At 66.4% G+C, this 26,576-nt stretch carries 26 protein-coding genes, 1 tRNA gene and 1 pseudogene; 12 read left to right on the top strand and 16 right to left on the bottom strand.

All coding sequences use genetic code 11. The features are described from left to right. Nucleotides 1–1,191 (bottom strand): annotated as a pseudogene (locus tag ACFULV_RS07245) (Fe-S oxidoreductase); the annotation flags it as partial. Nucleotides 1,192–1,647: 456 nt separating this feature from the next. Here ACFULV_RS07245 and ACFULV_RS07240 point away from each other — a divergent pair. Then, nucleotides 1,648–2,391: a hypothetical protein gene (locus tag ACFULV_RS07240; protein WP_378653983.1), complete on the top strand. Its 744-nt coding sequence runs from the start codon at nucleotides 1,648–1,650 to the stop codon at nucleotides 2,389–2,391. 67 nt (nucleotides 2,392–2,458) lie between these two features. Here the strand turns inward: ACFULV_RS07240 and ACFULV_RS07235 are convergent, their stop codons facing one another. Further along, nucleotides 2,459–2,983, bottom strand: coding sequence for a YdcF family protein (locus ACFULV_RS07235; RefSeq protein WP_378654032.1), 525 nt, complete (start codon nucleotides 2,981–2,983; stop codon nucleotides 2,459–2,461). A 253-nt stretch (nucleotides 2,984–3,236) separates the two neighbouring features. Between ACFULV_RS07235 and ACFULV_RS07230 the strand changes: the two genes are divergently transcribed. After that, entirely contained in the window at nucleotides 3,237–4,559 is a 1,323-nt protein-coding gene (locus ACFULV_RS07230) for a UDP-glucose dehydrogenase family protein (RefSeq protein WP_378653980.1), read from the top strand. Nucleotides 4,560–4,649: 90 nt separating this feature from the next. Then, nucleotides 4,650–6,008, top strand: coding sequence for an Hsp70 family protein (locus ACFULV_RS07225; protein ID WP_378653978.1), 1,359 nt, complete (start codon nucleotides 4,650–4,652; stop codon nucleotides 6,006–6,008). 69 nt (nucleotides 6,009–6,077) lie between these two features. Here the strand turns inward: ACFULV_RS07225 and ACFULV_RS07220 are convergent, their stop codons facing one another. From ACFULV_RS07220 to ACFULV_RS07210, 3 genes are all read right to left on the bottom strand, one after another. After that, nucleotides 6,078–7,349, bottom strand: a complete 1,272-nt coding sequence (locus tag ACFULV_RS07220; protein WP_378635228.1) for a YibE/F family protein — start codon at nucleotides 7,347–7,349, stop codon at nucleotides 6,078–6,080. Between the two features lie 435 nt (nucleotides 7,350–7,784). After that, the gene (locus tag ACFULV_RS07215; protein ID WP_378635225.1) at nucleotides 7,785–9,029 is read right to left on the bottom strand and encodes a pyridoxal phosphate-dependent aminotransferase; all 1,245 of its coding nucleotides are present in this window, start codon (nucleotides 9,027–9,029) and stop codon (nucleotides 7,785–7,787) included. A 156-nt stretch (nucleotides 9,030–9,185) separates the two neighbouring features. Then, a complete protein-coding gene (locus tag ACFULV_RS07210) occupies nucleotides 9,186–10,445 on the bottom strand; it encodes a helix-turn-helix domain-containing protein (RefSeq protein ID WP_378635223.1) in 1,260 nt (419 codons plus the stop codon). A gap of 202 nt (nucleotides 10,446–10,647) precedes the next feature. Between ACFULV_RS07210 and ACFULV_RS07205 the strand changes: the two genes are divergently transcribed. After that, nucleotides 10,648–11,157 carry a hypothetical protein gene (locus tag ACFULV_RS07205; RefSeq protein WP_378635220.1) on the top strand — a complete coding sequence of 170 codons (510 nt, stop codon included), beginning with the start codon at nucleotides 10,648–10,650 and terminating at the stop codon, nucleotides 11,155–11,157. Here the strand turns inward: ACFULV_RS07205 and dcd are convergent. Continuing rightward, nucleotides 11,076–11,675 (bottom strand): dCTP deaminase, encoded by a 600-nt coding sequence (gene dcd / locus ACFULV_RS07200; RefSeq protein ID WP_067455312.1) that lies wholly within the window; start codon nucleotides 11,673–11,675, stop codon nucleotides 11,076–11,078. The two genes, ACFULV_RS07205 and dcd, sit on opposite strands and share 82 nt — an antisense overlap. A 157-nt stretch (nucleotides 11,676–11,832) precedes the next feature. Between dcd and ACFULV_RS07195 the strand changes: the two genes are divergently transcribed. Further along, a tRNA-Gly gene (locus ACFULV_RS07195) sits at nucleotides 11,833–11,903 on the top strand. Nucleotides 11,904–12,063: 160 nt separating this feature from the next. After that, nucleotides 12,064–12,909, top strand: coding sequence for a type II CAAX prenyl endopeptidase Rce1 family protein (locus ACFULV_RS07190; protein ID WP_378653975.1), 846 nt, complete (start codon nucleotides 12,064–12,066; stop codon nucleotides 12,907–12,909). Between the two features lie 57 nt (nucleotides 12,910–12,966). Here the strand turns inward: ACFULV_RS07190 and ACFULV_RS07185 are convergent, their stop codons facing one another. From ACFULV_RS07185 to ACFULV_RS07165, 5 genes are all read right to left on the bottom strand, one after another. Continuing rightward, nucleotides 12,967–13,464, bottom strand: coding sequence for a flavin reductase family protein (locus ACFULV_RS07185; protein ID WP_194829384.1), 498 nt, complete (start codon nucleotides 13,462–13,464; stop codon nucleotides 12,967–12,969). Beyond that, a complete protein-coding gene (locus ACFULV_RS07180; protein WP_378653972.1) occupies nucleotides 13,457–13,984 on the bottom strand; it encodes an NADPH-dependent FMN reductase in 528 nt (175 codons plus the stop codon). Before ACFULV_RS07180 ends, ACFULV_RS07185 begins: the two co-directional genes overlap by 8 nt. A 27-nt stretch (nucleotides 13,985–14,011) precedes the next feature. Then, complete coding sequence (locus ACFULV_RS07175) at nucleotides 14,012–15,331, bottom strand: acyl-CoA dehydrogenase family protein (RefSeq protein ID WP_378653970.1); 1,320 nt, start codon at nucleotides 15,329–15,331, stop codon at nucleotides 14,012–14,014. Next, nucleotides 15,331–16,446: a dimethylsulfone monooxygenase SfnG gene (gene sfnG, locus ACFULV_RS07170; RefSeq protein ID WP_378635207.1), complete on the bottom strand. Its 1,116-nt coding sequence runs from the start codon at nucleotides 16,444–16,446 to the stop codon at nucleotides 15,331–15,333. The genes ACFULV_RS07175 and sfnG overlap by 1 nt, the downstream gene beginning before the upstream one ends. Before the next feature lie 93 nt (nucleotides 16,447–16,539). Further along, complete coding sequence (locus tag ACFULV_RS07165) at nucleotides 16,540–16,857, bottom strand: hypothetical protein (protein ID WP_378635204.1); 318 nt, start codon at nucleotides 16,855–16,857, stop codon at nucleotides 16,540–16,542. A gap of 114 nt (nucleotides 16,858–16,971) precedes the next feature. On the opposite strand from ACFULV_RS07165, the gene ACFULV_RS07160 reads away from it, so the two are divergent. The 3 genes from ACFULV_RS07160 to ACFULV_RS07150 all read left to right on the top strand — a co-directional run bounded on the left by ACFULV_RS07160 (nucleotide 16,972) and on the right by ACFULV_RS07150 (nucleotide 19,694). Further along, nucleotides 16,972–17,721: a crotonase/enoyl-CoA hydratase family protein gene (locus ACFULV_RS07160; RefSeq protein WP_378653967.1), complete on the top strand. Its 750-nt coding sequence runs from the start codon at nucleotides 16,972–16,974 to the stop codon at nucleotides 17,719–17,721. Nucleotides 17,722–17,887: 166 nt separating this feature from the next. Next, on the top strand, nucleotides 17,888–18,994 hold the full coding sequence (locus tag ACFULV_RS07155; RefSeq protein WP_378653965.1) for a DUF4185 domain-containing protein: 1,107 nt from the start codon (nucleotides 17,888–17,890) through the stop codon (nucleotides 18,992–18,994). A 28-nt stretch (nucleotides 18,995–19,022) separates the two neighbouring features. After that, nucleotides 19,023–19,694, top strand: a complete 672-nt coding sequence (locus ACFULV_RS07150; protein ID WP_378653962.1) for a class I SAM-dependent methyltransferase — start codon at nucleotides 19,023–19,025, stop codon at nucleotides 19,692–19,694. On the opposite strand, the gene ACFULV_RS07145 is transcribed toward ACFULV_RS07150, so the two are convergent. After that, nucleotides 19,695–20,291, bottom strand: a complete 597-nt coding sequence (locus tag ACFULV_RS07145; RefSeq protein WP_378653959.1) for an alpha/beta family hydrolase — start codon at nucleotides 20,289–20,291, stop codon at nucleotides 19,695–19,697. Nucleotides 20,292–20,502: 211 nt separating this feature from the next. Between ACFULV_RS07145 and ACFULV_RS07140 the strand changes: the two genes are divergently transcribed. Beyond that, nucleotides 20,503–22,338: an acyl-CoA dehydrogenase gene (locus ACFULV_RS07140; protein ID WP_378654030.1), complete on the top strand. Its 1,836-nt coding sequence runs from the start codon at nucleotides 20,503–20,505 to the stop codon at nucleotides 22,336–22,338. Between the two features lie 486 nt (nucleotides 22,339–22,824). After that, complete coding sequence (locus ACFULV_RS07135; RefSeq protein WP_378653956.1) at nucleotides 22,825–23,538, top strand: helix-turn-helix domain-containing protein; 714 nt, start codon at nucleotides 22,825–22,827, stop codon at nucleotides 23,536–23,538. Between the two features lie 55 nt (nucleotides 23,539–23,593). On the opposite strand, the gene ACFULV_RS07130 is transcribed toward ACFULV_RS07135, so the two are convergent. Then, nucleotides 23,594–23,857, bottom strand: coding sequence for a hypothetical protein (locus tag ACFULV_RS07130; protein WP_378653953.1), 264 nt, complete (start codon nucleotides 23,855–23,857; stop codon nucleotides 23,594–23,596). 275 nt (nucleotides 23,858–24,132) lie between these two features. After that, nucleotides 24,133–25,107: a GlxA family transcriptional regulator gene (locus ACFULV_RS07125; protein WP_378653951.1), complete on the bottom strand. Its 975-nt coding sequence runs from the start codon at nucleotides 25,105–25,107 to the stop codon at nucleotides 24,133–24,135. 74 nt (nucleotides 25,108–25,181) lie between these two features. Here ACFULV_RS07125 and ACFULV_RS07120 point away from each other — a divergent pair, with 74 nt between their 5' ends. Continuing rightward, complete coding sequence (locus ACFULV_RS07120) at nucleotides 25,182–25,769, top strand: cysteine hydrolase family protein (RefSeq protein ID WP_378653949.1); 588 nt, start codon at nucleotides 25,182–25,184, stop codon at nucleotides 25,767–25,769. A gap of 43 nt (nucleotides 25,770–25,812) precedes the next feature. On the opposite strand, the gene ACFULV_RS07115 is transcribed toward ACFULV_RS07120, so the two are convergent. Together ACFULV_RS07115 and ACFULV_RS07110 are read right to left on the bottom strand one after the other, a co-directional pair. After that, entirely contained in the window at nucleotides 25,813–26,241 is a 429-nt protein-coding gene (locus ACFULV_RS07115; protein WP_378653946.1) for a type II toxin-antitoxin system VapC family toxin, read from the bottom strand. Beyond that, nucleotides 26,238–26,492, bottom strand: a complete 255-nt coding sequence (locus ACFULV_RS07110; RefSeq protein ID WP_378653943.1) for an antitoxin — start codon at nucleotides 26,490–26,492, stop codon at nucleotides 26,238–26,240. The genes ACFULV_RS07115 and ACFULV_RS07110 overlap by 4 nt, the downstream gene beginning before the upstream one ends. Nucleotides 26,493–26,576: the final 84 nt, after the last annotated feature.

The following is a 26,576-nucleotide window of genomic DNA, read 5'->3' as shown; positions in this document are numbered from 1 at the left end:
GCACGACCACAACACCTCGGGATCGATGATGCCGTGGACGTCCTCGCCACCGACCAGCGGACGATCCGCCTCCGCACGCGCGGCCTCGGGGATCTTGGCCAGCGCGGCCTCGTCGGGCTTGCCGTCGGCGTCGACCAGACCGACCTCGTCGCCACCGGCGTCCTTGCGGCCTCCGGCCAGCAGGTACGGGGCGGCGGCGTAACCGTGGTCGCGCAGCGACATGATCAGCAGCTTCGGCGAGAGCGGCTTACCGGTGTTCCAGGCGGGGCACTGCGACTGGCAGCGACCGCACTCGGTGCAGGTGGTGAAGTCGAGCCAGCCCTTCCAGGAGAAGTCCTCCATGCGGCCCGCGCCCAGGGTGTCGACCTCGGGGTCGACGTTCTCCATGTCGAGAACCTTGCTGTTGGAGATCATCGGCGAGGCCGCGCCGAGGGCGACGCTGCCGTCGGCCTCGCGCTTGAAGTAGATGTTGAAGAAGGCCGAGAACCGGTGCCAGGCGACGCCCCAGGTGATGTTGCGGCCGACCAGGTACAGGAAGGCCATGCCCGACATCAGCTTGATGAACGCGAAGATCGACACCATGGTCGGGCTCGCGGGCAGCAGCTTGGCGATCTGCATGGTGAAGAAGTCGGTCGAGGCGTGGCCGTGGCCGTAGGTGGCGATCTTGCCCGCCTTGACGAAGATCATGCCGAGGCCCTCCATCAAGACGATCGTCTCGATGACATAGGCGGGCGCCATCTTGGAGCCGCTGAACCGCGACAGGCGCGCGGGGATCCGCGGGTGGTTCAGCTGACGGATGATGATCAGCGCGCCGATGCCGACCACGGTGCCGATGCCGAGGATCTCGTCGACCAGGTGGTAGATCGCCCAGTTGCCGATGATCGGCCAGTGGAACGAGCCGTCGAAGGTCTGGCCGTAGGCCTCGAACCACAGGATCGCGCCGAGGATGAAGCCGGTCATCACCAGCCAGTGCGCCCAGCCGACCGTGCGGAACTTGTTCATCCGCGTGTGGGCCGCGACCTCGACGAACATGTTCTTGAACCGTGGGAAGAACGGTCGCCAACGATCGGGGGCCGTCTGGCCGATGGTGATGGCCTTGCCGATGTTCCATGCGCCGCCGATAAACGACGCCCAACAGAACAGGCTGAGCACAGCTCCAATCGTGCCCAACGTGATAGTCAGGGCATTCATGTCGCGACCTTTCTTTCGAGGCAACACGAGGGTCTGAGCGAGGAGACCTCACCCGGTTGCTCGTATCGTAACCGCCACTAAGTTACCGGCCAGTAACTACCGGTGTCCACCGTAGGATCGGCATTTGCGCTCTGACCTTGTTTACTGGGACTTGACCTGTGGTTTGCCTGTGAGCAATATCACAAAAAAGTTTGCCACGGGGTTTCCGTAACGACTGTTGAACACCGTAAACCGTGCGTGAACTGCGGCGAAGCTAAGGTCAGGCTTACTAAGCCCATCGAAATTCCTTCTGGCCTCAGGGGATTCAGTACATTAGGCTCCAGCTGTTCTGCATGCTGTGCCGGTCTTCACACTGCTCGGGGAGAAGTAGGGGACATCTCATAGGGATGCCTACTTGACGAGTCTCGCGTGTCGCTGGATCGCACACCGCACCACACCTGATGGATTGGAACCTGAATGAACTTCCGTAGGACCACTGCGGCTGCCGCGCTGGTTATCGGGGCGATGACCGTGGCCATGGGCACCGCTCATGCCGAAGAGGCACCGCAGGACATCAAATACTCGGTCAAGCTGGTTGACAAGACCGTTGTCGCCACCGTGAAGAACGGCACCTTCTCGGTCGTCGAGCAGGCTGGCGAGACCCCTGAAGCGCCCAAGACCAAGGTCGCCGAGATCAAGGACTCCCGAGGTGGCGTCGTTGTAGCGCTGCCGATCGCCTTCGCGATCAACGGCACCGAGATCCCGACCGCTGTCAAGGTCGCCAAGGACTCCACCGTGCTCTCGCTGACCCCGGAGAAGCCGGCCGGCGTGGACGTGGCGGCCAACCCGGTCGCGGTCAAGCCCGTCCTGAAGGGGCAGGAGATCGCCTCGGCTCAGGAGAACCAGAAGGCGATCAACGACTTCGCCGGCAAGTTCAGCATCGGCACCGCCATCGGCACGTTCGTCGGTACGGCCATCGGCGCCATCGCGGGCTGCGCTATCGGCTTCTTCGTTCTTCCGGTTGTTGGTTGCGTCCCCGGCTTCGGCACCGGTGCCGCAGTCGGTGGAGTGCTCGGCATGATCGCCATCGGTGGTCCGACCATGCTGGTCGCCGGCTTCGAGCTGCTCAACGTCATGCAGGCTGCGGACGGCACCACCGTGTGGGCCGACAAGCCGAAGGCAGTCGCGGCTCCGGCTCCCGAGCTCGCTCCGGCCAACTGATCGGGCTCACCCCCACCAGTTTTCCCGCGTAAGGCCCCGCTCCGCTTCGGAGCGGGGCCTTACGCGTTCAGCAGTCGGCGAACCAGGCCTTCACGAATCCCGCCGACTGATACGCGTAATCCCAAGCCCAGCGAGCGGGCGAGAGCTGCGGTTCCGGGTCGGCGAACAGCAGCTCGCCATCCCAGCATTCACCGAGGATGTAGCGGGCCCGGGAGATATGCGGGGTGAAGGTGACCACGATGACGCGGTCCCAGTCGGCCCCCAGGCGCGCCAGTTCTCGACCTTCGCCGAGGGTCGTGCGCGGACTCGGGTCGAAGCAGATCACCTCGAAGCTGTAGCCCCCGTGGCAGATTCGATTCACCATCGGGCTGTGTTCGTAGGGGTTGGAGATCAGGACCCGTGGCGCGTACCCCTGCGCGGCCAACCGCAGCCCGAGTTGTTCGCGCCCGTCGTGCGCCCCACCGAGAACGAGAATCGCGTCGGCGACCTGCGGGTCGTCCGTGCGCGGCCGCACATACACCGGCCACAACGCGACCACCGCGATCAGCACCACCATCAGCGATCCACCCGTGGCGAACAGGACCCGACGCACAGTCAATGCTCCATCCACGATGGCGTGTTCATGCGATCCCGCACGATTATGCCAATCCCCGCGAACCCGGGCGGCTCGCCACGAGTGCAGGCCGACGATCCGAACCGTGCACCCGCCAGCTATCGCATTTCCGCAGGTGAGAGACGTTCACGTCGATCACCCCAGCTCGCGTTTCCCCCTGTACACCAGATGTTGCGCCCCCTCTTGCCTCGCTGACGCGGCGTAGCCACGCGCGCCGCTTACCAACAGAACTATGCGATGCACAGTCTTCGGAACGGGGTACCTCGGAGCCACGCATGCAGCGTGTATGGCCGAGTTGGGACACGACGTGGTCGGGGTGGACGTCGATCCCGGCAAGGTGGCCAAGTTGGCCGATGGTGTGGTGCCGTTCTACGAGCCGGGACTCGAGGAAGTGCTGCAACGCAACCTCGCCGCCGGCCGTTTGCGGTTCACCACGGATTACTCCGATGCCGCGGCCCATGCCGACGTCCACTTCCTCGGGGTCGGGACACCGCAGAAGAAGGGCGAGTACGGCGCCGATCTGAAATACGTGCACGCGGTGGTGGATACGCTCGCCCCGATGCTGGAACGCCCGGCGATGATCGTCGGCAAGTCCACCGTCCCGGTGGGAACCGCCGCCGCCCTCGGCATTCGGGCTCGCGAGCAAGCGAAGGTCGACGTCGAGGTCGCCTGGAACCCCGAGTTCCTGCGCGAGGGTTTCGCGGTTCAAGACACCCTGCGCCCCGATCGCCTCGTGCTCGGTCTCGACCATGCCCGCGAACGTTCGGCGTGGGTAGAGGAGCACATCCGTGAGATCTACGCCGACCTCATCGCCGCCGAGATCCCCTTCCTGCTCACCGATCTGGCCACCGCCGAATTGGTGAAGGTCTCGGCGAACGCCTTTCTAGCGACGAAGATCTCGTTCATCAACGCCGTCTCGGAAGTGTGTGAGGCCACCGGCGCCGACGTGACCATGCTGGCCGACGCGCTCGGCTACGACGCCCGCATCGGCCGCCGGTTCCTCAATGCCGGACTCGGTTTCGGTGGCGGCTGCTTACCCAAGGACATCCGCGCGTTCATGGCGCGCTCGGGTGAGCTCGGCGCCGATCACGCCGTGGCGTTCCTGCGCGAGGTCGACAACATCAACATGCGCCGCCGCACGAAGGTCGTCGACATGGCCGCCCGTGCCTGCGGGGGTTCCCTGCTCGGCGCGAATGTGGCGGTCCTCGGCGCGGCCTTCAAGCCCGAATCCGATGATGTGCGCGATTCGCCCGCCTTGAACGTGGCCGGGATGATCCAGCTGCACGGCGCCGTCGTCACCGTGTACGACCCCAAGGCAGTGGAGAATTCGCGCCGGGTGTTCCCCACGTTGAACTACGCCACCTCGGTCTCGGAGGCGTGTGATCGCGCCGATGTGGTGCTGGTCCTTACCGAGTGGAACGAATTCACCGCTTTGACGCCGGCCGACCTCGACCCGGTGGTACGGTCCCGTTCGATCATCGACGGTCGCAACTGCTTGGACAGCACTACCTGGCGTGCGGCCGGGTGGGTATACGCCGGACTCGGCACCCCGTAGAGTAACGAGCCAAGCGGGGGCTGGGCGGATTTCGGTCCGCGTTATCGCAGTCCCTCGCATGTCGTGCAGCACGGACGAGATGGGCAGCGGATGAGTTCGGTTCTGGGAATATCGGTGGGGGCCGGGACGGTGCGCCTCGCGCGGCCGCAGCACGGTGGCCCGCACGGTTCCGTTCCGCCGTATTCGTTCGAGGTGCAATCGATCTCGATGCCGGAACAGCAGGCCGAGGAGTCCGCCGCCGACGCGATCGCCGCCACGCTGGCCGCGTCGCCGGAGATCGCCGCCACCACCATCACCTTCCGCAGCGAACCGCAGGCCAGGGCGGTCCGCGCGGCGATGGCGCGACGCCAGCTCACGAACTACCAGCTCGTTCCCGAAGCCGTTGCCGCCGTGCACTTCGCCCATGCCACCAGCGATATGCGGGAAGTGTCCACCCTGGCCGTCTACGACCTGGGCAGTTCGGGTCTCACGGTGAGCGTGATCAACGCCCGCACCAGCGATGTGTACCAGTGCGAGCGGATCAGCGATATCAGCGGCGACTACCTGGATTCGCTGATCAGGGAGCAGCAGATCGCCTCGGGCCGGATCGCGCATCCGGCCGACCCGGCGGGCCTGGCCGCCCTCGACGGTCTGTGCCGGGCCGCCAAGGAGCAACTGTCCAACAGCAACGCGGTGGCCCTACCCAGCGAGCAGGGCCTGGTGCTGCTCACACAGGAGAATTTCGAAGCGCTGATGATGCTGGCGATCGAGTCGTCGGCCCGGATGACCCGCGATGTCATCATCCGCGCGCAGCATCCGGTGCAGGCGGTGCTGGTTCTCGGTGGTGGCGCCCGGATTCCGTTGATCGCGCGCGTGCTCGAGCGCACGATCGGCGTGCCGGTGATCGTGCCCGCCGAGCCGGAGACGGCGCTGGCCCGCGGTGCCGCGCTGCTGGCCCGCCCCGCCCAGGTCCAGCAGGCTCCCGTGGCCCCGGCGCCGATCCCGGTGGGCGACCACGACGACGCCACCCCCGCCTGGCTCACCGCGCCGACCCGTGGTCGTCGCCCGCTCAGCGCACTCACCAGCCGCGCGCATTCCCGCCGGGAACTGAACGTGGCGGTGCTGACGGTGAGTTCGCTGGTGGTGGTCGCGGCGATCGGCCTCGGCCTCGGTTACGGCCCCGAAGTGCTCGAGCGCGGTTCGTCGAGCGATGGTTCGCAAGCCGTCCCCGCCACTACCGCGCCGCGCCCCACCGCGGTCGGCCCGACGACGGCCTCGGTCGCGACCACCGAGGCCCAGCACGAAACCGTCGCCGCGCCACCGGTCAATCCGCGTCAGGCCGAGGAAACCACCGCCGCGCCGCCGTCCCAGGGCCCCAACACCTTCACCGTCGTCCCCGGGCTCCCGCCGGTGGTGCTGCCCACCCTGCCCCCGGTGGTCCTGCCCGGCTTCCCGCCTGCCGGCCAGTAGCCGTCCTGCCTGCTGAACGCCGGACCGGTTCGCCGAACCGAGTTCGGCCGGACCGGCGTTCGATCAGTCTCAGTTGCGCGCGTGCCTGGCCCGCGCGGGCGCCACCGCGGCCTGCTTCGCACCGAACGGCCGGGCCAGCATCACCGCGATCGCGGTCGTCAACGGCACCGACAACGCCAGCGCGATACCGCCCACCGCCGAACGCGTGATCTCGATGGCCACCGCGTCGCCGGTCAGCACGTCGGTGATCGATCGTCCCGCGATGCTGAACAACAGCAGCAGCGGCAGCGCCCCGCCGGCGTAGGCGAGCACGAGCGTGTAGACCGTGCTGGCGATGTGGTCGCGCCCGACCCGCATGGCCGCGGTGAAGATCTCGCGACGCGACGCTCCTTCATCGAGCGCGGCGAGTTCGAAGGCCGCCGAGGCCTGCGTGATGGTCACGTCGTTGAGCACACCCAGCGAGCCGATGATGAATCCCGCCAGCAGCAACCCGGTGATGCTCACGTGCTGGATGTAGGTCGCGACGTTGGTGTTCTGTTCCTCGGACAGCCCCGTGAGATGGGTGACCTCGATCGCCAGCCAGGACAGCACGGCCGCCACCACCATCGACGCGAGCGTGCCGAGCAGTGCCGAACTGGTCCGTAGATTCACCCCGTGGGCGAGGTAGAGCACCACGTAGAGAATCAGCGCCCCCGACACCAGCGCGACCGGGATCGCCGACTTCCCGTCGAGCAACGCGGGCAACAGGAACATCACCACCACGCCGAACGCGAAACACAACCCGACCAGCGCCCGGAATCCCCGCCACCGCGCGACCACACAGATCACCACGACGAAGGCGAGCACGATCAAGGTCAGCGGCAGCCCGCGCGAGTAGTCCTCGAACGCGTACATGGTGACCCCGGACGGATCCGCGGCCCGCACCACCCGGATGTCGTCGCCTGTCCGCAGATCGGGCTGCCCCGGCCCCGGCGCGATCTCGAACAGCGTCTTCTTGCCCTCGTCGGGTCCCGACCTGATATCGATGATGCTGCGCTGACAGGTGTAGGAGGCGGTCCGCGGCGGTTCCGGCTTGTCGGCGAACACCTTGCCGTTCGATGGACTCCCGCAGGGCCCGATGTCCTGCATGACAACGGTTCCGGCCTCGGTCTCCACCGCCCCACCGGACATGGTCTGCATCGGCAGCGGAATCTCGACGTGCTGCGCGCTCGGCCACAGAATCACCGTCGCGACCAACACCACCACCCCGATGATCCCCAGCAACCCGACGACGACCTTCGCCGCGGTGTCACTGATGGCGATGGGCCCGGAATGGTCGTGATGGTGATGATGCTCGCTCACGACCAGAGCTTAAAGGACCTCGTTTTCAATAACACGCCCGCAACACCAGATCTCGCGACAACATCGGTAACTCCAGTACCCCTGGCCGCACAAAAAAGCCTCCCCGGGTCCAGGTCTGACCTGGACCCGGGGAGGCGGGTTTGTGGGCGGCGGAGAGCAGGGGGGTGTCTCCGCCGCCGGAGGCAGGCGCCCAGGGGGGTAGGCGCGCGTACCTAAGGCTCTCGGTTGTCCAGGGGGGGTAGACAACCGGGCCAGGGCGCCGAAGCGCCGAGGTCTACTGTACACAAAAGATGGACTTTTGCACTAGTAGATCTTCAAAACATCCAACATTCCGAACTCACAGTCTGTTTTACCTGGCATACCAGGATGACCATCCTGCCTAGAGCCCATAAACTCACTGGTCAAAGCCGTGACAGGTGAGCATTGCCTGTAACTCTACTGCCGGTAACTGGACAGGAAATTACCGAACCGCTCGATCGCCACGGCCAGATCCCGCGCCCACGGCAGCGTCACGATTCGCAGATGATCGTTCGCGGGCCAGTTGAAGCCGGTCCCCTGCACCATCAGGATCTTCTCCTGCAACAGCAGATCCAGTACGAGCTTCCCGTCGTCGTGGATCTCGTGCACATTCGGATCCAGCCGCGGGAACGCGTACAGCGCGCCACGCGGCTTCACGCAGGACACACCGGGGATCATGTTGAGCCGCTCCCACGCCACATCGCGCTGCTCGAGCAAGCGCCCGCCGGGCAGGATCAGATCGTCGATGCTCTGATGGCCGCCGAGCGCCACCTGAATGGCGTGCTGGGCGGGCACGTTCGGGCACAGCCGCGAGGACGCGAGCAGGTCGATGCCCTCCAGGAAACCGGCCGCGTGCTCCTTGGGCCCGGTGATCGCCAGCCAGCCCGAGCGGTAACCGGCCACCCGGTACGCCTTCGACAGACCGTTGAACGTCAGGCACAGCAGATCGGGAGCGAGCGAAGCCAGCGAGATGTGCTTGGCGTCGTCATAGAGGATCTTGTCGTAGATCTCGTCGGCCAGCAGCAGCAACCGGTGCTTGCGCGCCAGGTCGACGATCTGCTGCAACACCTCCGCCGAGTACACCGCACCCGTCGGATTGTTCGGGTTGATCACCAGCAGGGCCTTGGTCTTGTCGGTGATCTTCGATTCGATATCGGCGATATCGGGCTGCCAGCCGTTCTCCTCGTCGCACAGGTAGTGCACCGGAGTACCGCCGGCCAGGCTGGTCATGGCCGTCCACAGCGGGTAGTCGGGGGCCGGGATCAGCACCTCGTCGCCGTTGTCGAGCAGCGCCTGCATGGTGACGGTGATCAGCTCGGACACCCCGTTGCCGAGGTAGACATCGTCCACATCGAGCTCGGGAAAGCCCGGCACCAGCTCGTACCGGGTGACGATGGCACGCCGCGCCGACAGGATCCCCTTGGACTCGGAATACCCCTGGGCATACGGCAGCGCGGCGATGATGTCGCGCATGATCACATCGGGGGCCTCGAACCCGAACGGGGCGGGATTGCCGATGTTGAGCTTGAGAATGCGGTGGCCCTCGGCCTCCAGGCGTGCTGCCTGTGCGTGAACCGGCCCACGGATCTCGTAGACCACGTTCTGCAGTTTCGTCGACTGCTCGAGAACGCGCGGGGGCACATGCGGCGATTGAGGACTCACGCGTCCATGTTGCCATCCGAGGCAAACTCTTTCCGCTTACCCGCGGCTATCGGCCGGACCCAGGCCGGTGAGACGCGCGTTGACGGCTGACGGGCAGGTTGGCGGGCAGCTGGCTTGTACCCCATGTTCGTGGGTAACCAGGCGCCAGGTGATCAGCTACGGTCGGGGGTGGCTGCCGAGCGCCGCGGTCGCCACACAGAATTCTTCGATGCGTTCGTCCAAGCCGCGCGCTTCCACCGCGTCGCGATAGGTCGGGGCGGCGATGCGCCGGCGCAGGCCGACGAGGCGTTCGCCGAGCTGGGCGATGCGCTTGTCCTCGGGCAGGTCGAGAACCGGGCGCAGGGCGTCGGCGGCGCCGTCGATGCTGCCGTTGATCAGGTGGGCGGCCGCGTTGTCGACGCGGGCCAGCGATTCGGCGCCGTAGGAACGTTGCAGCGGCGGGCCGCTCGTGTAGAGAGTGATCGCGCGTTCGGTGGCGGCCAGCGCCTGTTCGGCGCGGCCGAGCTGGATACAGGTGGCGCCGGCGTAGTAGGCGGCCTTGGGCGGGCCGAAACCGAATACCCCGCCGATCTCGTCGTGCAGTTCGTCGCGGCGGTCACCGGCAGCCACCTCGGCCGCGCGCAGGCACCGGTCGGTCTCGGCGTCGCTGCCGAGCCGCGCCCACACCCTCGCCTCGATATTGAGCAGCCGCACCCGCCCCAGTCCCGGCCCGGCGAATTCCTGCCCGCTGCGCGCTAATTGGACGGCGTTGCGCGGCCGGTCGGACCAGTTCTCGATCAGCGCGTGCATGCCGCGCGTCCACGCGCGCAACCCGTTGTGCCCGCTCAGTTCCGCGTAAGCCCATGCGGCCCTGATCTGTTCGCCCGCGGCGTCGAGGTAGCCGAGGTCGGTGCTCGCGTTGGCCAGCAGCCCGGACAGTGTCCCCGCCAGCAGATATAGATGGCTGGTGTCGACCGGCTTCTGCTGCCCGTCGAGTAGTCGATACACCCGCCTGCGCACCCGCAGCATCTCCACCATCATCGGTGCCGGTGCGGCATGGACGTATTCGTTGGCGATGCGCCGCACGTCGGCGTCGAGCTGGGCCAACGTCGTGGCCCCCACGTTGGTGCCCTCCGCGGCGGCCGCGTGTTCGCTGGCCTCGTGCGCAGCCGCCATGATCAACTCCCTCTCCGACAACACCTCGGGCACAGCACCTTTGACAGTTCCCGCATCGACGAACGCGAGCAGGTCGGCATCACCCGCGGGCGCCAGCAGGGTCGAGAATCGCGCGCGCACAACATCATCGGACCGGGCCAGTGACGTATCCAGCGCGGCCTGATTCACCGGACGCGGGCGAACCCGCACCCCGCCCGCCTCCCACTTCGACACCAATCGTTCGTGCACACCGAGATGAGCCGCGAACTCCCGGATGCTCATTCGTTTGGCATCGCGAAGAGCTCTGGCCTCTCTCCCTGTCCACTCCCCGACCACGGCGTCACCTCATCCGACGGACAACTCCCCCCAGAGTACGAGCGTGACAGTGAGACACGCCACAAGTTCGTGGAATCGGTTGCCAGAGGCAGTGAAAGGGCGGTGCGGGGCAGTGGTCACGCGCACGTGCGTGCGCGATTCTGGAAGCGTGGAAGCCAGAACTGTCGACGACTGGGTGCGGTGTTACCAGCGTGAATTCCGGCTACCCGTCCGCGAGCGCGGCGGCTTTGTGATGCTGCCGATCACCGACCGGCTGTGCGTGGTGCATCTACCGACCACGCGCGCCGAGAAGGTGCTCATGGCGCTGCGCGAGCAACGCTGTGAGGGTCCGGTGCTGGCGCGTCAGATCCGCTGGAGCGTGCTCGCCGTACCCGACGCCAGGCCCTCCGAGGAAGAGGCCGCCGAGCTCGCGGGGCTCGATATCGATATCCCCGGCACCGGCAGCGCCGTGATGCTGCCGACCAACCTGGGCCGCTGGAGTCGCGAGGGCTGTCACTGGGTGCGACCGCCGTCCGGGGGCGGCGACACCCTGCCCGCGCTGTCGCTGGTGCTGAGTATCGCCGTGGCGGCGGGCCCTCAGCGGGTCTCGACCGCGCTCAGGGAATCGGGAGAGAGGGGAAAGTTGAGGTACGACCGCGACGGCGTCGGCCCCCGCTGACCCTGATACTTCGACCCAGCCTTGGCGCTGCCGTACGGGTGCTCGGCCGGGCTGGACAGGCGGATCAGGCACAGCTGCCCGATCTTCATCCCCGGCCACAGCGTGATCGGCAGATTCGCCACATTCGACAGCTCCAGGGTGATGTGCCCACTGAACCCCGGATCGATGAACCCCGCCGTCGAATGCGTGAGCAGCCCGAGCCGCCCCAGACTCGACTTGCCCTCCAGCCGCCCCGCCAGATCGTCGGGCAACGAGCACACCTCGAGCGTGGACCCGAGCACGAATTCCCCCGGATGCAGCACGAACGGCTCCCCCGGCTTCGGCTCGACCAGGCTGGTCAGCTCGTCCTGCTGCTGCGCCGGATCGATATGGGTGTAGCGACTGTTGTCGAACACCCGGAACAGCCCGTCGAGGCGCACGTCGATGCTCGACGGCTGAACCATCGACTCGAGCATCGGTTCGACACCGAGACGCCCAGCGGCGATCTCGGCCCTGATGTCACGATCGGAGAGCAGCACCGGCCCAGTGTAGGCAGCTACGGCCCAGGTAGAACCCCCACCCCTACGACACCCGACCCGCTCCCACGTCGCCCCGGCCACCAGCAAGGGCACGATGAACACTTGCATCGCACGGCACGAGTTCTGATAGAGTCGCGAACGCCCCCAGTGGCGCAGTGCCGATGTAGTTCAATGGTAGAACTTCTGCTTCCCAAGCAGATGGCGCGGGTTCGATTCCCGTCATCGGCTCAACAGCGAAAGCCCCCAGGTCACCTGGGGGCTTTCGCTGTTTCGACGGCAGGTCGTCGGTGCTCGGTCCGGACGCGCTGGCGAAATCCGCGCTGCCGGAAAATTCATCGCATAGCGTGGACATGCTCAGCTTTTTTGCCTGATAGAGCATGGAGTCGACATGGCCGTGACGGTGTCTGTATCGCAGGAACAGCGCGGGCTGCGTGGCTTCATGAACCGCGGCGGATTCTGGCGATTTCTCGCCTTCGTCGCTGTCTACCTCGGGATCTACATCGGGTCGGGCACGCTGATCAGCCGACTCGGCGGGCACTACGCCGATGATGATCTGCTGAGCAGCTTGGGCAGTGTGTTCTTCCAGGTCACCGCATCGCTGATCGTCGGATCCATTGTGCTGGTGGCTTTCTCCGCCTATCTCGGCTGGAACCGGGAGATGTTCGGCCGACAGCCCATCTATCGGTCGAAGTGGATGTGGATCGCACCGGTGATCGTCGCTACGCCGATCGTCCTGCGCGTACTCGGGATCGACTGGGGCCGCCATCAGGCCGACGTCGTCGCGCTCATGCTCGGCTCCGGATTGTTGATCGGGTTCGCCGAGGAACTGATCTTCCGCGGATTCGGGGTCAAGATGCTGCGCGACGCCGGCCATGGCGAGCGGGCGGTAGCGGCCCTCACCGCGCTCGCCTTCGCGCTGTCGCACAGCACCAACCTGCTCGGCGGGCAGTCGATCACGGTCGTCGGCCCCACTGTCCTCTACACGTTCTCGTTCGGCGTGCTGATGTACCTCACGATGCGGGTGACCGGTTTTCTGGTGGGTGCGATGGTGATGCACGGCTTGACCGACCCGACCACGATGCTCGCCACCGGCGGCGTCGACGAGGTCGCCACCGACGCCTCCTCGGGTGGTCTCCTGCAAGCCGCGGGCCTGTTCACCATGCTCTTGATCATCAGCGGTTACGTGCTGGTGATCTTCGTCCGCGGCCGAGTGCCGGATCAGCGCCCGTCCTGAGCGGTACGACGAAGGCTCCGGATCACTCGATCCGGAGCCTTCGTCGTCGCGGCGGGTTCAGCCCGTGTGCAGAGTCCGGAACTTGCTGCCGTGGAACACCAGTGGATCGATGTCCTCGCGGGCGGCGACCCGGTTCACACGCAAGATCACCACGAGATGGTCGCCGGCGCTGACCTGCGTTTCCGGCACCCCTTCGATCCAGGCCGTCGCGCCGTCGATGAACACCGCCTCGCCGGTTCCACGATGCAGCGCGGTTTCCCGGAAGCGGTCGCCGTTGCGGGCGCCGAGCGCCTTGGCCGCGGCCTGCTGATCGGTGCCGAGCAGGCTGAGTCCGAGGTGGCCGGCGCCGGCCAGCTTCGGCCAGGTCGACGACGAGTTCTGGACGCAGAACGAGACGAGCGGCGGATCGAGCGAGACGGGCACGAAGGTGCTCACCGCCAAGCCGTGTGGGACGCCGTCGATCTCGGCGCACACCGCCACCACACCGCTGGGGAAGTTGGCGAAGGCGCGGCGTAAGCCGTTGCCGTCGGCGGGAAAGTCCAAGAGCTCATGCATGGTTCGTTGCCTCCACCGGCCGCACGGCCGGGTCTGTCAGTGCCGCGACGACGGGTCCCCATCGCCGGGCGTATTCCTCGATGACGCCGTCCTCACCGAAAGTCCGGTCGGACAGATAGAGCCCGGGCAGCGCGGCGGTGCCACCGATTTCCACCAGCACGGGCTTGAGCAGCAGATCGGGCGCGAGCGCGTGGGCCGGACCCGCGCCGAGCATCACCGGCACGGTCACCACACCGGCCAGCCCGGTACCGCCGTCGAACTGTTCGAGGAACAGTTTCAGCAGCCCGGTGTAGGTGGCCTTGAAGGTCGGGCTGGCGAACACGACGAGCTCGGACGACGCGACGGTGCGCGCGGCGGTCGCCACCGCCGGGTCACCCCAGCCGAGCAGCCCGGGCCCGAGGGTGACCAGGTCGATCACCTGCGGCTCGGCATCAGGGCGAAGTGCCCGCGCGACCTGCACCGCCGCGGCGAGGGTGCGCGAGGCGGGTTTCGGGTTTCCGACGACGACCGTCACTGTCATGGGCTGTCCTTGTCTCGCATGGTGGTTCTAGATGACGCCGTGCAACGGCGGCGGCCGGTTGTGCAGGACGGCCCGCCCGATGTGCTGGTATTTCCAGCGAACGGGGTCGTGCAGTGTGTGGGTGCGCGCGTTGCGCCAGAAGTGGTCGAGTCGATGGTCGGCCGCGGCGCTGCGGGTGCCGCCTACTTCGAATATCGCCGCGGATACCTCGTTCGCAGCACGATCGGCGAGGATCTTGGCCGTCGCGACCGCGATCGACGCTTGCGCGCCGTCACCGTCGCCCGGTGCCACCGGATGCGCGTCCTGCGCCACCGCCACCTTCGGCCGGACCGCCGCGTCCACCGCCGCACCCGCGACGATCAACGTCGATTCAGCGGCCGCGACAGCGACAGCCAACTCCCCGAACCGCTGCACGACAAGCGGATCGTAGGCCGCGTGCGTGACCTCGGCTTCGAACCACGGCCGACTGCGCGTCCGCACGAATTCGGCCGCCGCCGCCAGCGCTCCGCAGGCGATCCCCGCGTCGATCGCGGCGTGCAGGAGTTGCGCGAACGCCCCGTACCCAGTCGGCGCGTTTACCGCGGACGCCCGAGCAACCAACTGCTCGGGCCCGACTGTCACTCCAGCGAATTCGACGGTCCCACTTCCAGTTGTCCGCTGCCCCAGTGCATCCCAGTCGTCGACGATCCGCACACCGGGCTCCAGCGCAGGCACGAAGGCCACATATTCCCCGGCCTCGAGTCCCGAAATACCCTGCGGGTCATCGAGTCTGGTCAATACCGCGAGCACGTCGGCGAACAGAGACCCCGTGCAGTAGTACTTCGTCCCCTCGACCACAAACCGCCGAGCCGTGCCGCCGCCATCGATCCGCGAGGACTCGACGGGCTGCCGCTCGGCATCGCTCGCGCCTGTCTCGCCGACCGGTCGCAGCACCGTCGAGATGTCGGCAACTGTCGCCCCAGCACGCTCGGACTGCGCGTTGGCGATCCGCGCACCCGCGAGCACCTTGCCGAAGTAGTCGCGTTGCTGGGCCCGGGTTCCGGCCAGCCGCAACAGATTCAGATACACGAAGTGGCTGTGCGGCACCTGCGCGATGTTCGGATCGGCCGCGGCCAGGATTCGCACCACTTCGGCGACCGCGCTCGGCGGCAGGTCCGCCCCGCCGAACTCGGCGGGCACCGTGATCGCGAGCAACCCACTGGCCGACAGCTGATCGAGCTCTTCGTGCGGCAACCGACGCGAGAGATCACGCTCGGCGGCGCCGGCAGCGAACACCTCGGCCAGCTCGGTCGCGATCCGCACCGCCTGGTCCGCCGTGGTGATCCGCTCGGCGGTCACCACCGTCATCAGCGTCCCGCCGCGACCGGCGTCGCGGCGGCCTCCAGTTCACGCACCAGTGGCAGCACCTTGGCGCCGAAGTACTCGACTTCTTCCTGGAAGTGCAGGAAGCCGGCCAGGATGAGGTCGACGCCGAGCGCGCGGTAGGCCACGATCCGCTCGGCGATCTGTTCGGGCGTGCCGATCAGCCCGGTCCGGAACCCGTCGTTGTACTGGACCAGGTCCTCGAACGTGGAGTCGGCCCACATGCCCTTGCGGTCACCGGTGGACGCGCCTGCCTGCTGCACCGCGTCGCGGAACCCTTGCACCGCGGGCTTGTTCGCCTTCTCGACGATCTCGCGCAGAGTGTCGCGCGCTTCCTTCTCGGTATCGCGGGCGATGATGAACCCGTTGAGCCCGAACTTCACCTCGCGCTCGTTTTCCCTGGCCACCGCGCGCAGATCGTCCAATTGCTCGGTGACGCCGTCGAAGTCCTTGCCGTTGGAGAAGTACCAGTCGGCATGGCGGCCGCCGTTGCGCCGGGCCGCCGTCGAGTTACCGCCTTGGAACAGTTCGGGATTGGGGCGTTCGGGGGTGTTGAGCGGCTTCGGCTTCAAGGTGAAGTCCCGGATCCGGTAGAAGTCGCCGCCGAAGTTCACCGCGTCCTCGGTCCAGATCTTGCGGATCACCTCGAGGAACTCGGCGCTGCGCCGGTACCGCTCGTCGTGTTCGAGCCACGGCTCACCCAGCGCCTTGAACTCGCCGGCGAACCACCCCGACACCACATTGATCGCGAACCGGCCACCGGACAGATGGTCGGCCGTGGCACCGAACTTGGCCAGCACCGCCGGATGCCACAGCCCGGGGTGGATGGCGGCGATCACCTTGAGCCGCTCGGTGGCGGCGAGCAGCGCGAGACTGAACGAGGTCGACTCGTGCTGGAACTCGGCACCGTAGGACGCGGTGTAGCGCACCTGGGTGAGCGCGTAGTCGAAACCGTTGCGCTCCGCGGTCTGGGCGAGCTTCTTGTTGTAGTCGAAGTCCCAGCTGGTGCGCTGCTCGATATCGCTGGTCACCAGCCCGCCACTGACGTTGGGTACCCAGTAGGCGAACGAGACCTGGTCGGCGATTCTCTCCGTGGTCACGGGCAGTTCCTCCTCGTCGTCGGCTGTTCCAGTGCAACACCGGCAGCCGACCCCGACGAGGGTTTGAATCGGCGCGATCGATACGGGCTCCGATCAGCTCCCCACGCGCACGCAATCCGCCGCGATCTTCGACTGGGCCGCGCTCACCTTGGACGCGTCGCCCTCACTGAGCAGCTTGGCCGGATCGTCGGACTTCGCGTTCGACACCATCACCCGCAGCCCGTCCTGCGACATCCCGGAGTCGAGGAACACCTGCGCGGCGCAGTCGGCCAGCGCGGGGTTGCTCAACCCCTTGTCCTGCAACGATTTCGACAGCTCGGCCTGAGTAACCGCCGGTGCTTCGTCGCCACTGCCACAGGCCGCCAGCACGGGCAGCGCGAGCAGCGCCGCGGCCATCAGACAGATCCGCATTCGGTGAGTCCTCTCGATCGTCGCGCATCGACGACGCGCGATGCGGTTCGGATCATGCCGCACCATCGTCCGCGTGGCCACCCACTCGAACTGACTCGCGAGTAAGATAGCGATATGGGAGACCACATCACCGTCCGCTTCGACAACAACCGCGCCTATGTCGAGCTGAACAGGCCCGGCAAACACAACGGGCTCACATTGGAAATGCTCCGCGATCTTGTCGACGCGGCCCGAAAAGTGGCCGACCACAAGACAACCCGCGCCGTCATCATCACCGGGAACGGCCCTAGTTTCAGTAGCGGACTCGATATCGCGGCCGCCACCCGCAATCCGGTGGCTATCGTCCGAGAATTCCTCCCGCGGCCGTTGCGCGGCACCAATACCTTCCAGGAAGCCTGCTGGGCCTGGCGCCGCCTCGACGTCCCGGTGATCGCCGCGGTCCACGGGCGCTGCTTCGGTGGCGGCCTCCAGATCGCACTGGCCGCCGACTTCCGGATCGCCGCCCCCACGACCGAATTCTCGGTGATGGAAGCCGCCCACGGCCTGATTCCCGACATGACAGGCCCCGCCACATTGTCACAGCTCATCGGCATCGACCAGGCCATGCTGCTGGCCATGACGGCCGACCCGATCGACGCCGATTACGCGTTGCGCATAGGTCTGATCACCGACGTCGCCGACGACCCGGTGAAGGCCGCGCAAGCCCTCGCCGACCGCGTCACCGCCCGCGACCGCAACGCCGTGGCCGCCGCCAAGCACCTGTTCGACCGTTCGTGGCACCGGAGTTCGCGCGCCACCTTCACCGCCGAGCGAATGGCCCAACTGCCATTGCTGCTGCGTAAAGCCATGAGTAGTAGCGACTGACAAGCAATCGACCTGCGAATTCATGTCAGCTACCCACCGGATGTACCGCACATCACTGTTAGCGGCTGTTAGCATCGCTTCGATCGCTGACCAGTCGAAGAGTGGTACGTGACGGCAAACCCGGAACGTTCCCGGATTTCGGCCCGACCCGGAGGCTCGAACACCTGTGAACAAGACCGGATCCATCCTGCTCTCCGCACTCGCAGGTACTACGGCCTTGCTGGTGAGCGCAGCGCCTCCCGCCGTCGCGAACCCGAACGCCATCAACCCGATTCCCGTTCTCAACGGCACCCACGGCCTGCCCGTCCTGCACGGGCGCACCCAGGCGGTGTTCCAGGTAACCGGCATGGCCAGCCCCAACAACACCCAGAACTACAACGTCCTCGGTACCGACCTCGGCATCATGTGGGACAACGGGCGTGGCGAGATGCTCACCGCCTTCGGCGACACCGCGGGGATCGGCTTCCCCAACCTGCTCGCGGGCAGCACCTGGGCGTGGCGCTCGAACATCCTGGTCCGCAGCCACGACCAGAACCCGGCCGACGGGATCATGTTCGACGGTGTCGTGCGCGATGTCATCGGCCAGGCTCGTGATCTGATCCCCAGCCCCAAGATCCCCTTCCTGGAGATCAGCCGCATCCCCACCGCGGGCATCTCGGCCAACGGCGTGCAGTACATGTCGCTGATGTCGGTGAAGACCTGGGACGCCCCCGGTGAGTGGACCACGAGCTTCTCCGGCCTGGCCGCGTCGGCCGACAACGGGGAGACCTGGGCCGATCTCGGCCACACCCGCCGTCCCGACGAGGGCGGCAACGCCAACTTCCAGATGAACAGCTTCGTGAAGGACGGCGGCTTCGTCTACGAATACGGCACCCGCGCCGGCCGCAACAACGAGGCCTACATCGCCCGCGTCCCCGAAGCCCAGATCGAGAACCTCGCCACCTACGAGTACTGGGACGGCCACGAGTGGAAGCTCAACGACGTGAACGCCGCGGCCCCCATCATGGGCGGCGTCGGCGAGCTCTCGGTGATGTACAACGAGTACCTGGGCCAGTTCATCTCCCTCACCACCGACCCGTTCAACTCCGTGGTGATGCGCCGCGCGTCCTCCCCCGTCGGCCCGTGGAGCGCCCCCGAGGTCCTGATCGACGCCCGCGAGCTCCCCACCGCGTACGCCCCGTCGATCTTCCCGTACCAAACCGGCCGTGACCTCTACTTCATGACCACCATCCACACCCAGTACAACGTCGTATTGATGCGCACCACCCTCTGAAGGCATTCGCCGGTCCTACACTCGACTCATGGATGCGGCGGATTGGGATGCGCGGTATGCGCGGAGTGAATTGGTGTGGGGCGCACCGCCGAACAGCACCGTCGTCGAACATGTGTACGGCCTCGACCGCAGAATCCCCCTGCTCCCCGACGAATCGGGGGTGGCGCCGTCACTCCCGCGGGCTCTCGACCTGGCCTGTGGCGAAGGCCGCCACGCACTCTGGCTGGCTACTCATGGCTGGCAAGTGACCGCTGTCGACTTCTCCCAGGTGGGGATCGACAAGGGCAGGACAGTCGCGGCTCGCCTGTCGCGATCAGTCCGCTCCCGGGTGCACTGGCAGACGGCCGATATCACCGACCTCGAAGCCGCCGACATCACCGGCCCGTTCGAGCTGATCCTCATGGTGTTCGTCCACCTCCCCGCCGGCGAGCGCCGCGCTCTGCTGCACCAGCTGTCCGCCATGCTCGCCCCCGGCGGCATGCTGCTGGTCCTCGGTCACGCGGCCCGCAATATCGCCGACGGCTACGGCGGCCCCCAGGAACCGGAGATCCTCTTCTCTCCCGAAGACCTCCGCGCCGACCTGGACCGCGACGACGTCATCATCACCGTCGCCCACGAGGTCTTCCGTCCCACCGAAGGCCCTGACGCCATAGATTCCCTGCTCATCGCGGAACGCCCGATCCCCGAGCCCACCGTCTGATCACTGCGCCCAGCGGGCGAACCAGGGGGCAACGGTCGCCGCGATGACGTCGAATCCGGTGCGGAACGAGTGCGCCTGCTTCGGGATCACGCGCACTTCGGCGGCGTCGGCGGCGGCGGGCACCCCGAACGGGTCACTGCCCCCGTTGATCACCACCACCTCGATATCTCCGGGCGCCAGCAGCTCATCGCGCCTGCTCTTCTCCGGCTTGCCCGGCGGATGGAGCGGGAACGACAGCGCGATCACGCCCCTCGCCCCGACCTCCGCCGCTGTCCGGCACGCCACCCGCGCCCCGTTGCTGCGACCCCCCTGAACAATCGGCACCCCCGGAAACCGGGCCCTCAAGGCCGCGACGATCTCGAGCCATGCCTCGTCCTGCTTCTCCGCGTTCCCCGGTGCTCGCCGCCCGGCAACCCGATAGGGCTGCACCACCCGAGCTACCGCCCCGCCCGCTTCGACGGCCGAGTCACGCACGGCCAGAATGTCTTTCGCATCGACACCGCCACCGGCCCCGTGCGTGATCACCAGCAGGAACGCCGGATCACCCACCTCGTCGAGCTCGATCTCGGCCGGTCCCACAGTCGTCTCGATGCGCACATCTCACGGTAGCCCCGAGGTCGCGGCGAGCAACGTTTCCGCAGCCGCGCGTGTTTTTCACATCACATTGCCGCCTACCCCTTTGCCGAGACGATTACCCACCGGTAATATGGTGAATAAGTTACCCGCGAGTAGCATGCGGAAAACCGGCGACGGGCGGGAACGGCACACCACCGACCGCACCAGAACTCAATGGAGAGTGAGTACTCACATGGGCCACTACAAGGCAAACGTTCGCGACCTCGAGTTCAACCTCTTCGAGGTCCTCGGCATCGACAAGGTGCTCGACGCAGGCGCCTTCGGCGACCTGGACACCGACACCGTCAAGGAAATGCTCTCCGAGGTCCGCCGCCTGGCCGAGGGCCCGCTGGCCGAGTCCTTCGCCGACGCCGACCGCAACCCGCCGGTGTTCGACCCGAACACCCACTCCGTGAAGCTGCCCGAGGCCTTCAAGAAGTCCTACAAGGCGCTCGAAGACGGCGAGTGGGCCAAGGTTCCGCTGAACGAGGAACTGGGTGGCCTCGCTGCTCCGTCTGCCGTCGCGTGGGCCCTGTCGGAGATGGTGCTCGGCGCCAACCCGCCCATCCAGATGTACGCCGCGGGCGCCGGTTTCGCCCAGGTGTTCTACAACAACGGCACCGATGAGCAGAAGAAGTGGGCCGCCAAGATCGCCGACCGCAACTGGGGCGCCACCATGGTGCTGACCGAGCCGGACGCCGGTTCCGACGTCGGCGCCGGTCGCACCAAGGCGATCAAGCAGGAAGACGGCACCTGGCACATCGAGGGTGTGAAGCGCTTCATCACCTCGGCCGACTCCGACGACATGTTCGAGAACATCATGCACCTGGTGCTGGCTCGCCCCGAGGGCGCCGGACCGGGCACCAAGGGCCTGTCGCTGTTCTACGTCCCGAAGACCCACTTCGACTTCGACACCGAGACCTACGGCGACCGCAACGGCGTCTTCGTCACCAACGTCGAGCACAAGATGGGCATCAAGGCCTCCACCACCTGTGAGGTCACCTTCGGCGGCCACGGCGTGCCCGCCAAGGGCTGGCTGGTCGGCGAGGTGCACAACGGCATCGCGCAGATGTTCGACGTCATCGAGAACGCTCGCATGATGGTGGGCACCAAGGCCATCGCCACCCTGTCGACCGGTTACCTGAACGCGCTGGAGTACGCCAAGACCCGCGTCCAGGGTGCCGACCTGACCCAGATGACCGACAAGGCCGCGCCCCGCGTGACCATCACCCACCACCCGGACGTGCGTCGTTCGCTGGCCACCCAGAAGGCGTACGCCGAGGGCCTGCGCGCGATCTACCTCTACACCGCCGCGCACCAGAACCCGGAAATCGCCGAGGTCGTCTCGGGTGCCGACAAGGACGTCGCGTTCCGCGTGAACGACCTGCTGCTCCCGATCGTCAAGGGTGTCGGCTCCGAGCGCGCCTACCAGTACCTGACCGATTCGCTGCAGACCTTCGGAGGCTCGGGCTTCCTGCAGGACTACCCGATCGAGCAGTACATCCGCGACGCGAAGATCGACTCGCTGTACGAGGGCACCACCGCCATCCAGGCGCAGGACTTCTTCTTCCGCAAGATCGCGCGTGACCGCGGTGTGGCGTTGGCCCACGTGGCGGGCCAGATCCAGAAGTTCCTGGACTCGGACTCCGCCAATGAGCGCCTCAAGGGTGAGCGCAAGCTGCTCGCCACCGCGCTCGAGGACGTGCAGACCATGGCCGCCACCCTGACCGGCCACCTGATGGGCGCGCAGGAGCAGCCGACCGAGCTGTACAAGGTCGGCCTGGGTTCGGTGCGTTTCCTGATGGCCGTCGGCGACCTGTTCATCGGCTGGATGCTGCTGAACCAGGCCGAGATCGCGCTGGCCGCCCTCGACAACGGCGCCACCGGCTCCGATGTCGCCTTCTACACCGGCAAGGTCGCCTCGGCGCAGTTCTTCGCCCGCAACGTCCTGCCCGAGCTGACCGCCACTCGCGCGATCCTCGCCAACCTGGACAACGACATCATGGACCTGGACGAAGCCGCCTTCTGATCCGCCTCTCCGCGTATTCAAGCCAGACTCAGGTGATTGTCTGGTTCGGGACGCGGCCGGCGGGACGGAACGCAGGTAGTTAGCCGGTTCCCGGTGAGTTACCCATGTTCTTGCGTGATCAGCAGAACGGGCCGGAGCATTCAGCTCCGGCCCGTTTTCTGTCTCTGCCTCTATGCGGAGCCGCTACCGAGTGCCGCGAGCGTCGTGAGGAAGTACATCAGGCCATCCATGAAAAATCTCCTTCGAAGTGGGTCGGCCCTTCCTATCACGGGCTGGTTACGGACAACCGTGACGAGATGAACGCCGAGCGAACATGCCCGCTCAGTCTGCTTTCGACGCGGTGAGCACCCGGACCCAGCGGGCTGACGCGCTCTCGGCGGTCGTGCCGCCGGGCAGCTTCTTCGGGCGCCGGTTCACCGCCGTTCGGCGACCCACCCGGCGTACCCTGGGATCTACCGTCGGTCGGGGTGAGGCTCGGGGGTTGGGATGGCTGACAGCACGGCGCTCAGTGTGTATTTGCGTGAACGGCGGCTGGCCGCGGGACTCGCGCGGACCGAGCTCGCCAACCGCACACAGCTCGCACCACTGCTGATCAGCCAGATCGAATCCGGGACACTCGTGCCGAATCCCGCCATGCTGCAACGACTTTTCGACGGCCTGGACGTGCCACTCTGGTATCGCAAGCCCATCCTGGTTCTCGGTTTACCTGCCGTCGAATCCGGCGCAGCGCCCACGGCTCCGTCGGCCGAAGACCTGGCCGACCTCGCCAGCCTCACCCACCCCGCCTGCCTCACGCGCTTCCCGACCATGGACATGCTCGCCGCGAACTCCGACTATCAGCGCCTGTTCCCCGGTCTCGGCGCCGGCGTGAACGTGCTCGAGTGGATGTTCCTCAACCCCGTGGCGAAGAAGGTCTACCTCGACTGGACCACCGAAGCCCAGCTTCTGGTCCACGCCTTCCGCATGCTCGCCCCGCTCGCCCCCACCCAGCGCGTCACCGCCATCACCGAATCGTGCGGCCAGTCCCCCGATTGGGATCAGATCTGGACCAGCGAGGTTCGCTCACAGGACATCGCGCGGCGCCACCTGCGCCTACGCGAACGCAGCACCGGGCTGGAGCGGCGCATGATGCTGCGCATCTACGACCCCGCGTTCCCGAGCCGCCCGTGGTGGCTGTACCGCCTGGTCCCGGTGCGGTGAAACACAGCGAGTCCCCCGGCGCCGCAGCGACGGGGGACTCGCGATTCCTCAGGAGTTACTCGGCAGCCTCGCCCGACCCGGACGACAGCTGCTCCAGCAGCGCGGCGAGACCGTCGGCCGACCCGGTCTCGGCCTCCTCCTCGACAACGTCTTCGGCTTCCTCGCTCGACCCCGAGGTCAGCGAAGCCAGGATCGCGGCCAGCTGCTCCGACGACCCGGTGCTGGGCGCGGGCTCTTCCGCCGACGCCGTACCCGCACCGAGCACGGCGATGCTCGCCGCCGCAGCCATAGCCACACCGAAGACACGAATCTTGCTCATTGTGAACCCCTCGTTGTTCAGATTTGCCGCGGATTTCCGCCGCACAAGATGTCTAACAGCGAAGCAACCCCCGCCAGAAGACCGATGAAAGGGGGGCAAGACAATTCCTCAGGAGGCCAACAGGCCCGCCACCAGCCGAATCAAGTTCGTCAACCCCCACAACACCGGCGTAGCCGAGCCCGTCGACCATTCCTCCGCGATACCCGTTCCCATACTCGAAACCCCTTGTTACTCATATCCTCACCGGCAAATGTCCCGACAGCGATCATAGTGAGTCACCCGATACGAAATCGGCGGCGGTACTCGTTGGGTGTCGTATCGAGCTGGCGACGGAAAGCGCGGGCGAGCGTGTCGATGGTGTTGAAACCGCAAGCGGTAGCGATCCGTTGGAGCGTTTCGTCGCTCGTCTCGAGCCGGTGCCGCGCCACTTCCACCCGCGCCGACTCGATATAGGCCGCGGGCGTCATCCCGAGTTCGGTGCGAAAGATGCGCGTGAGCTGGCGTTCACTGACATGGACCTGCTCGGCGAGGTCGGTCACCGTGAGCGGCTTCGCGATATTGCCCGCGATGTAGTGCCGCAGATCCTCGATCCGGCGCGTGGTCGATACCGGCTCGAGCGACACACTGAACTGACTCTGCCCGCTCGGCCGTTTCAGATACATCACCAGCTGGCGAGCAACCCGCAACGCCAATTCGTCCCCGAAATCGTCGGCCACCAAGGCCAGCGTGAGATCCAGGCACGCGGTGAGTCCCGCTCCGGTCCAGACATTTTCGTCGCGAATGTAGATCGGATCCGCATCGACGATGACCTCCGGATGCTCGGCGGCCAATTGCTGCGCGGTCGACCAATGCGTGGTCGCTCGCTTCCCGTCGAGCAGCCCCGCGGCCGCCAGAATATGCGCACCGACGCACACCGAAGCCACCCGCCGAGCCCCCTCGGCCAACCGCGACACGGCCGCGACCACCCCCGGGTCGACCACCGCGCTGACCCGCCGATGACTGTCCGTCTCCACCGCCCCCGGCACCACCACCGTGTCCACCCGTCCCAGCTCGGCGAACGTCACATCCGGCAGGATCCGCACCCCCGCCGAGGTGGTCACCGCCTCCATCGACTCGGCGGCCAGCACCACCCGATACCCCGTCGGATCGTCCATTTCCCGCTGCAACAGCGAGAACACCTCCGGCGGCCCTGTGACGTCGAGCAGATCCACCCGATCGAACAACACGATCACCACGAGCCGCTCAGTCACCCACCACCTCCGTGTCCGAATCTGCAGGTTACATGACATTGCCGACATAGAGCGCTGTCCATACCGTTGATCCCATGACCTCCACGACCCTGCGCGCACTCAACGGCTTCGACGAAACCCCCGCCTCCCTGACCAACTCCACCCTCGTCCTGGTCGACTACCAGAACACCTACACCCAGGGCGTCATGGAACTGACCGGCTGGAAGCAAGCCCTCGACGCGGCCGCCGAACTCGTCACCGCGGCCAGGGCGGCGGGCACCCCCGTCATCCACGTCATCAACGACGGCGGCAAAGACACCCCCTACGACATCACCACCGACATCGGCCGAATCCATCCCCAGCTGTCCCCGACCTCGAACGAACCCACCGTCGTCAAATCCGTCCCCAACGCCTTCGTGAACACCGACCTCGCCGAATTGGTCGACGCCGCAGGCAACACCAACCTCATCATCGCCGGCTTCATGACCCACATGTGCGTCACCTTCACCACCGAAGGCGCCTTCCTCCGAGGCAACACCGCCACCGTGGTCGCCAACGCCTGCGCCACCCGCCCTCTGTGTTCAGTCTCCGCGGACCAGCTTCACCACAGCGCCCTAGCCACCATCACCGACCTCTACGGCATCGTCGTCGACAGCCCGTCATCGTTGTCGGCGTCGGCGTAGTTTGCGGGACCGCGGCCGAGCAGCGTGCGTGTATTCCGGCCTGCTACCCCGCAGGCCGGAATACACGCACGCCGTCGAATCGGTGGAAGTCGTTGTCGAAGGTAGCGACCTCCGCACCCAACTCGACCGCAAGAGCCGCGATGTGACCGTCGGTCACGAGATTTCCGGCCGTCCCGCACCTTTGCAGGATGCCGTCGAGCAACTCCAGATGCCCTGTTCCCGGGCCGACAACCACCGCCATCTCGCTACTGAGCCAGGTCCGGACGTCATCGATAGCCTCAACCGATGACGCAGCGTTGGGAAAAACTCGCGGATTGGTGCTGATCCGGACATATCCGAGCAGGACCGCCCAGCAAAAACCGATCGGTTCCTGACCGTTCAGCGCCTTCGTCAGCCATCCATGCGCATCAGCGTGATGCGGCGAGTCGGCATTCACCGAGTACAACAGCACATTCAGGTCGACGACCTTCACTTACGCATCTCCAACTTGCGCACGATCTCTTCGTCCTCGAGCGAGGCCGCCAATTGCAGCGCCTTGTTCAGGTCAACCATCGGCGCACCCAGGTTCCTCATCGGCAACCGAACCTCGGTGCGCGTGGGCCGTGACGAGAGAGTCGCGCGGACGGCATCGTTCAGCGCCTTCTTGAAGGAGGCGCCCGTCTCGCGCATCCGCTTCGCAATCAGTGCTGCGACATCGGGGTCCAGGGTTACCGTGGTTCGCATGATGTCATCATAGCATCACGAAAGATGATGCCAAAGCATCAATCGGTGCGGAACCGGCTGGGCCGATGCGCCGATACGACAAAT

Origin of the sequence: Nocardia sp. NPDC057272 (assembly GCF_042668615.1) — a bacterium.
Lineage (GTDB): Bacteria > Actinomycetota > Actinomycetes > Mycobacteriales > Mycobacteriaceae > Nocardia.
The sequence above is the reverse complement of the archived record's forward strand: the minus strand, read 5'-3'. Positions and strand labels throughout refer to the sequence as shown.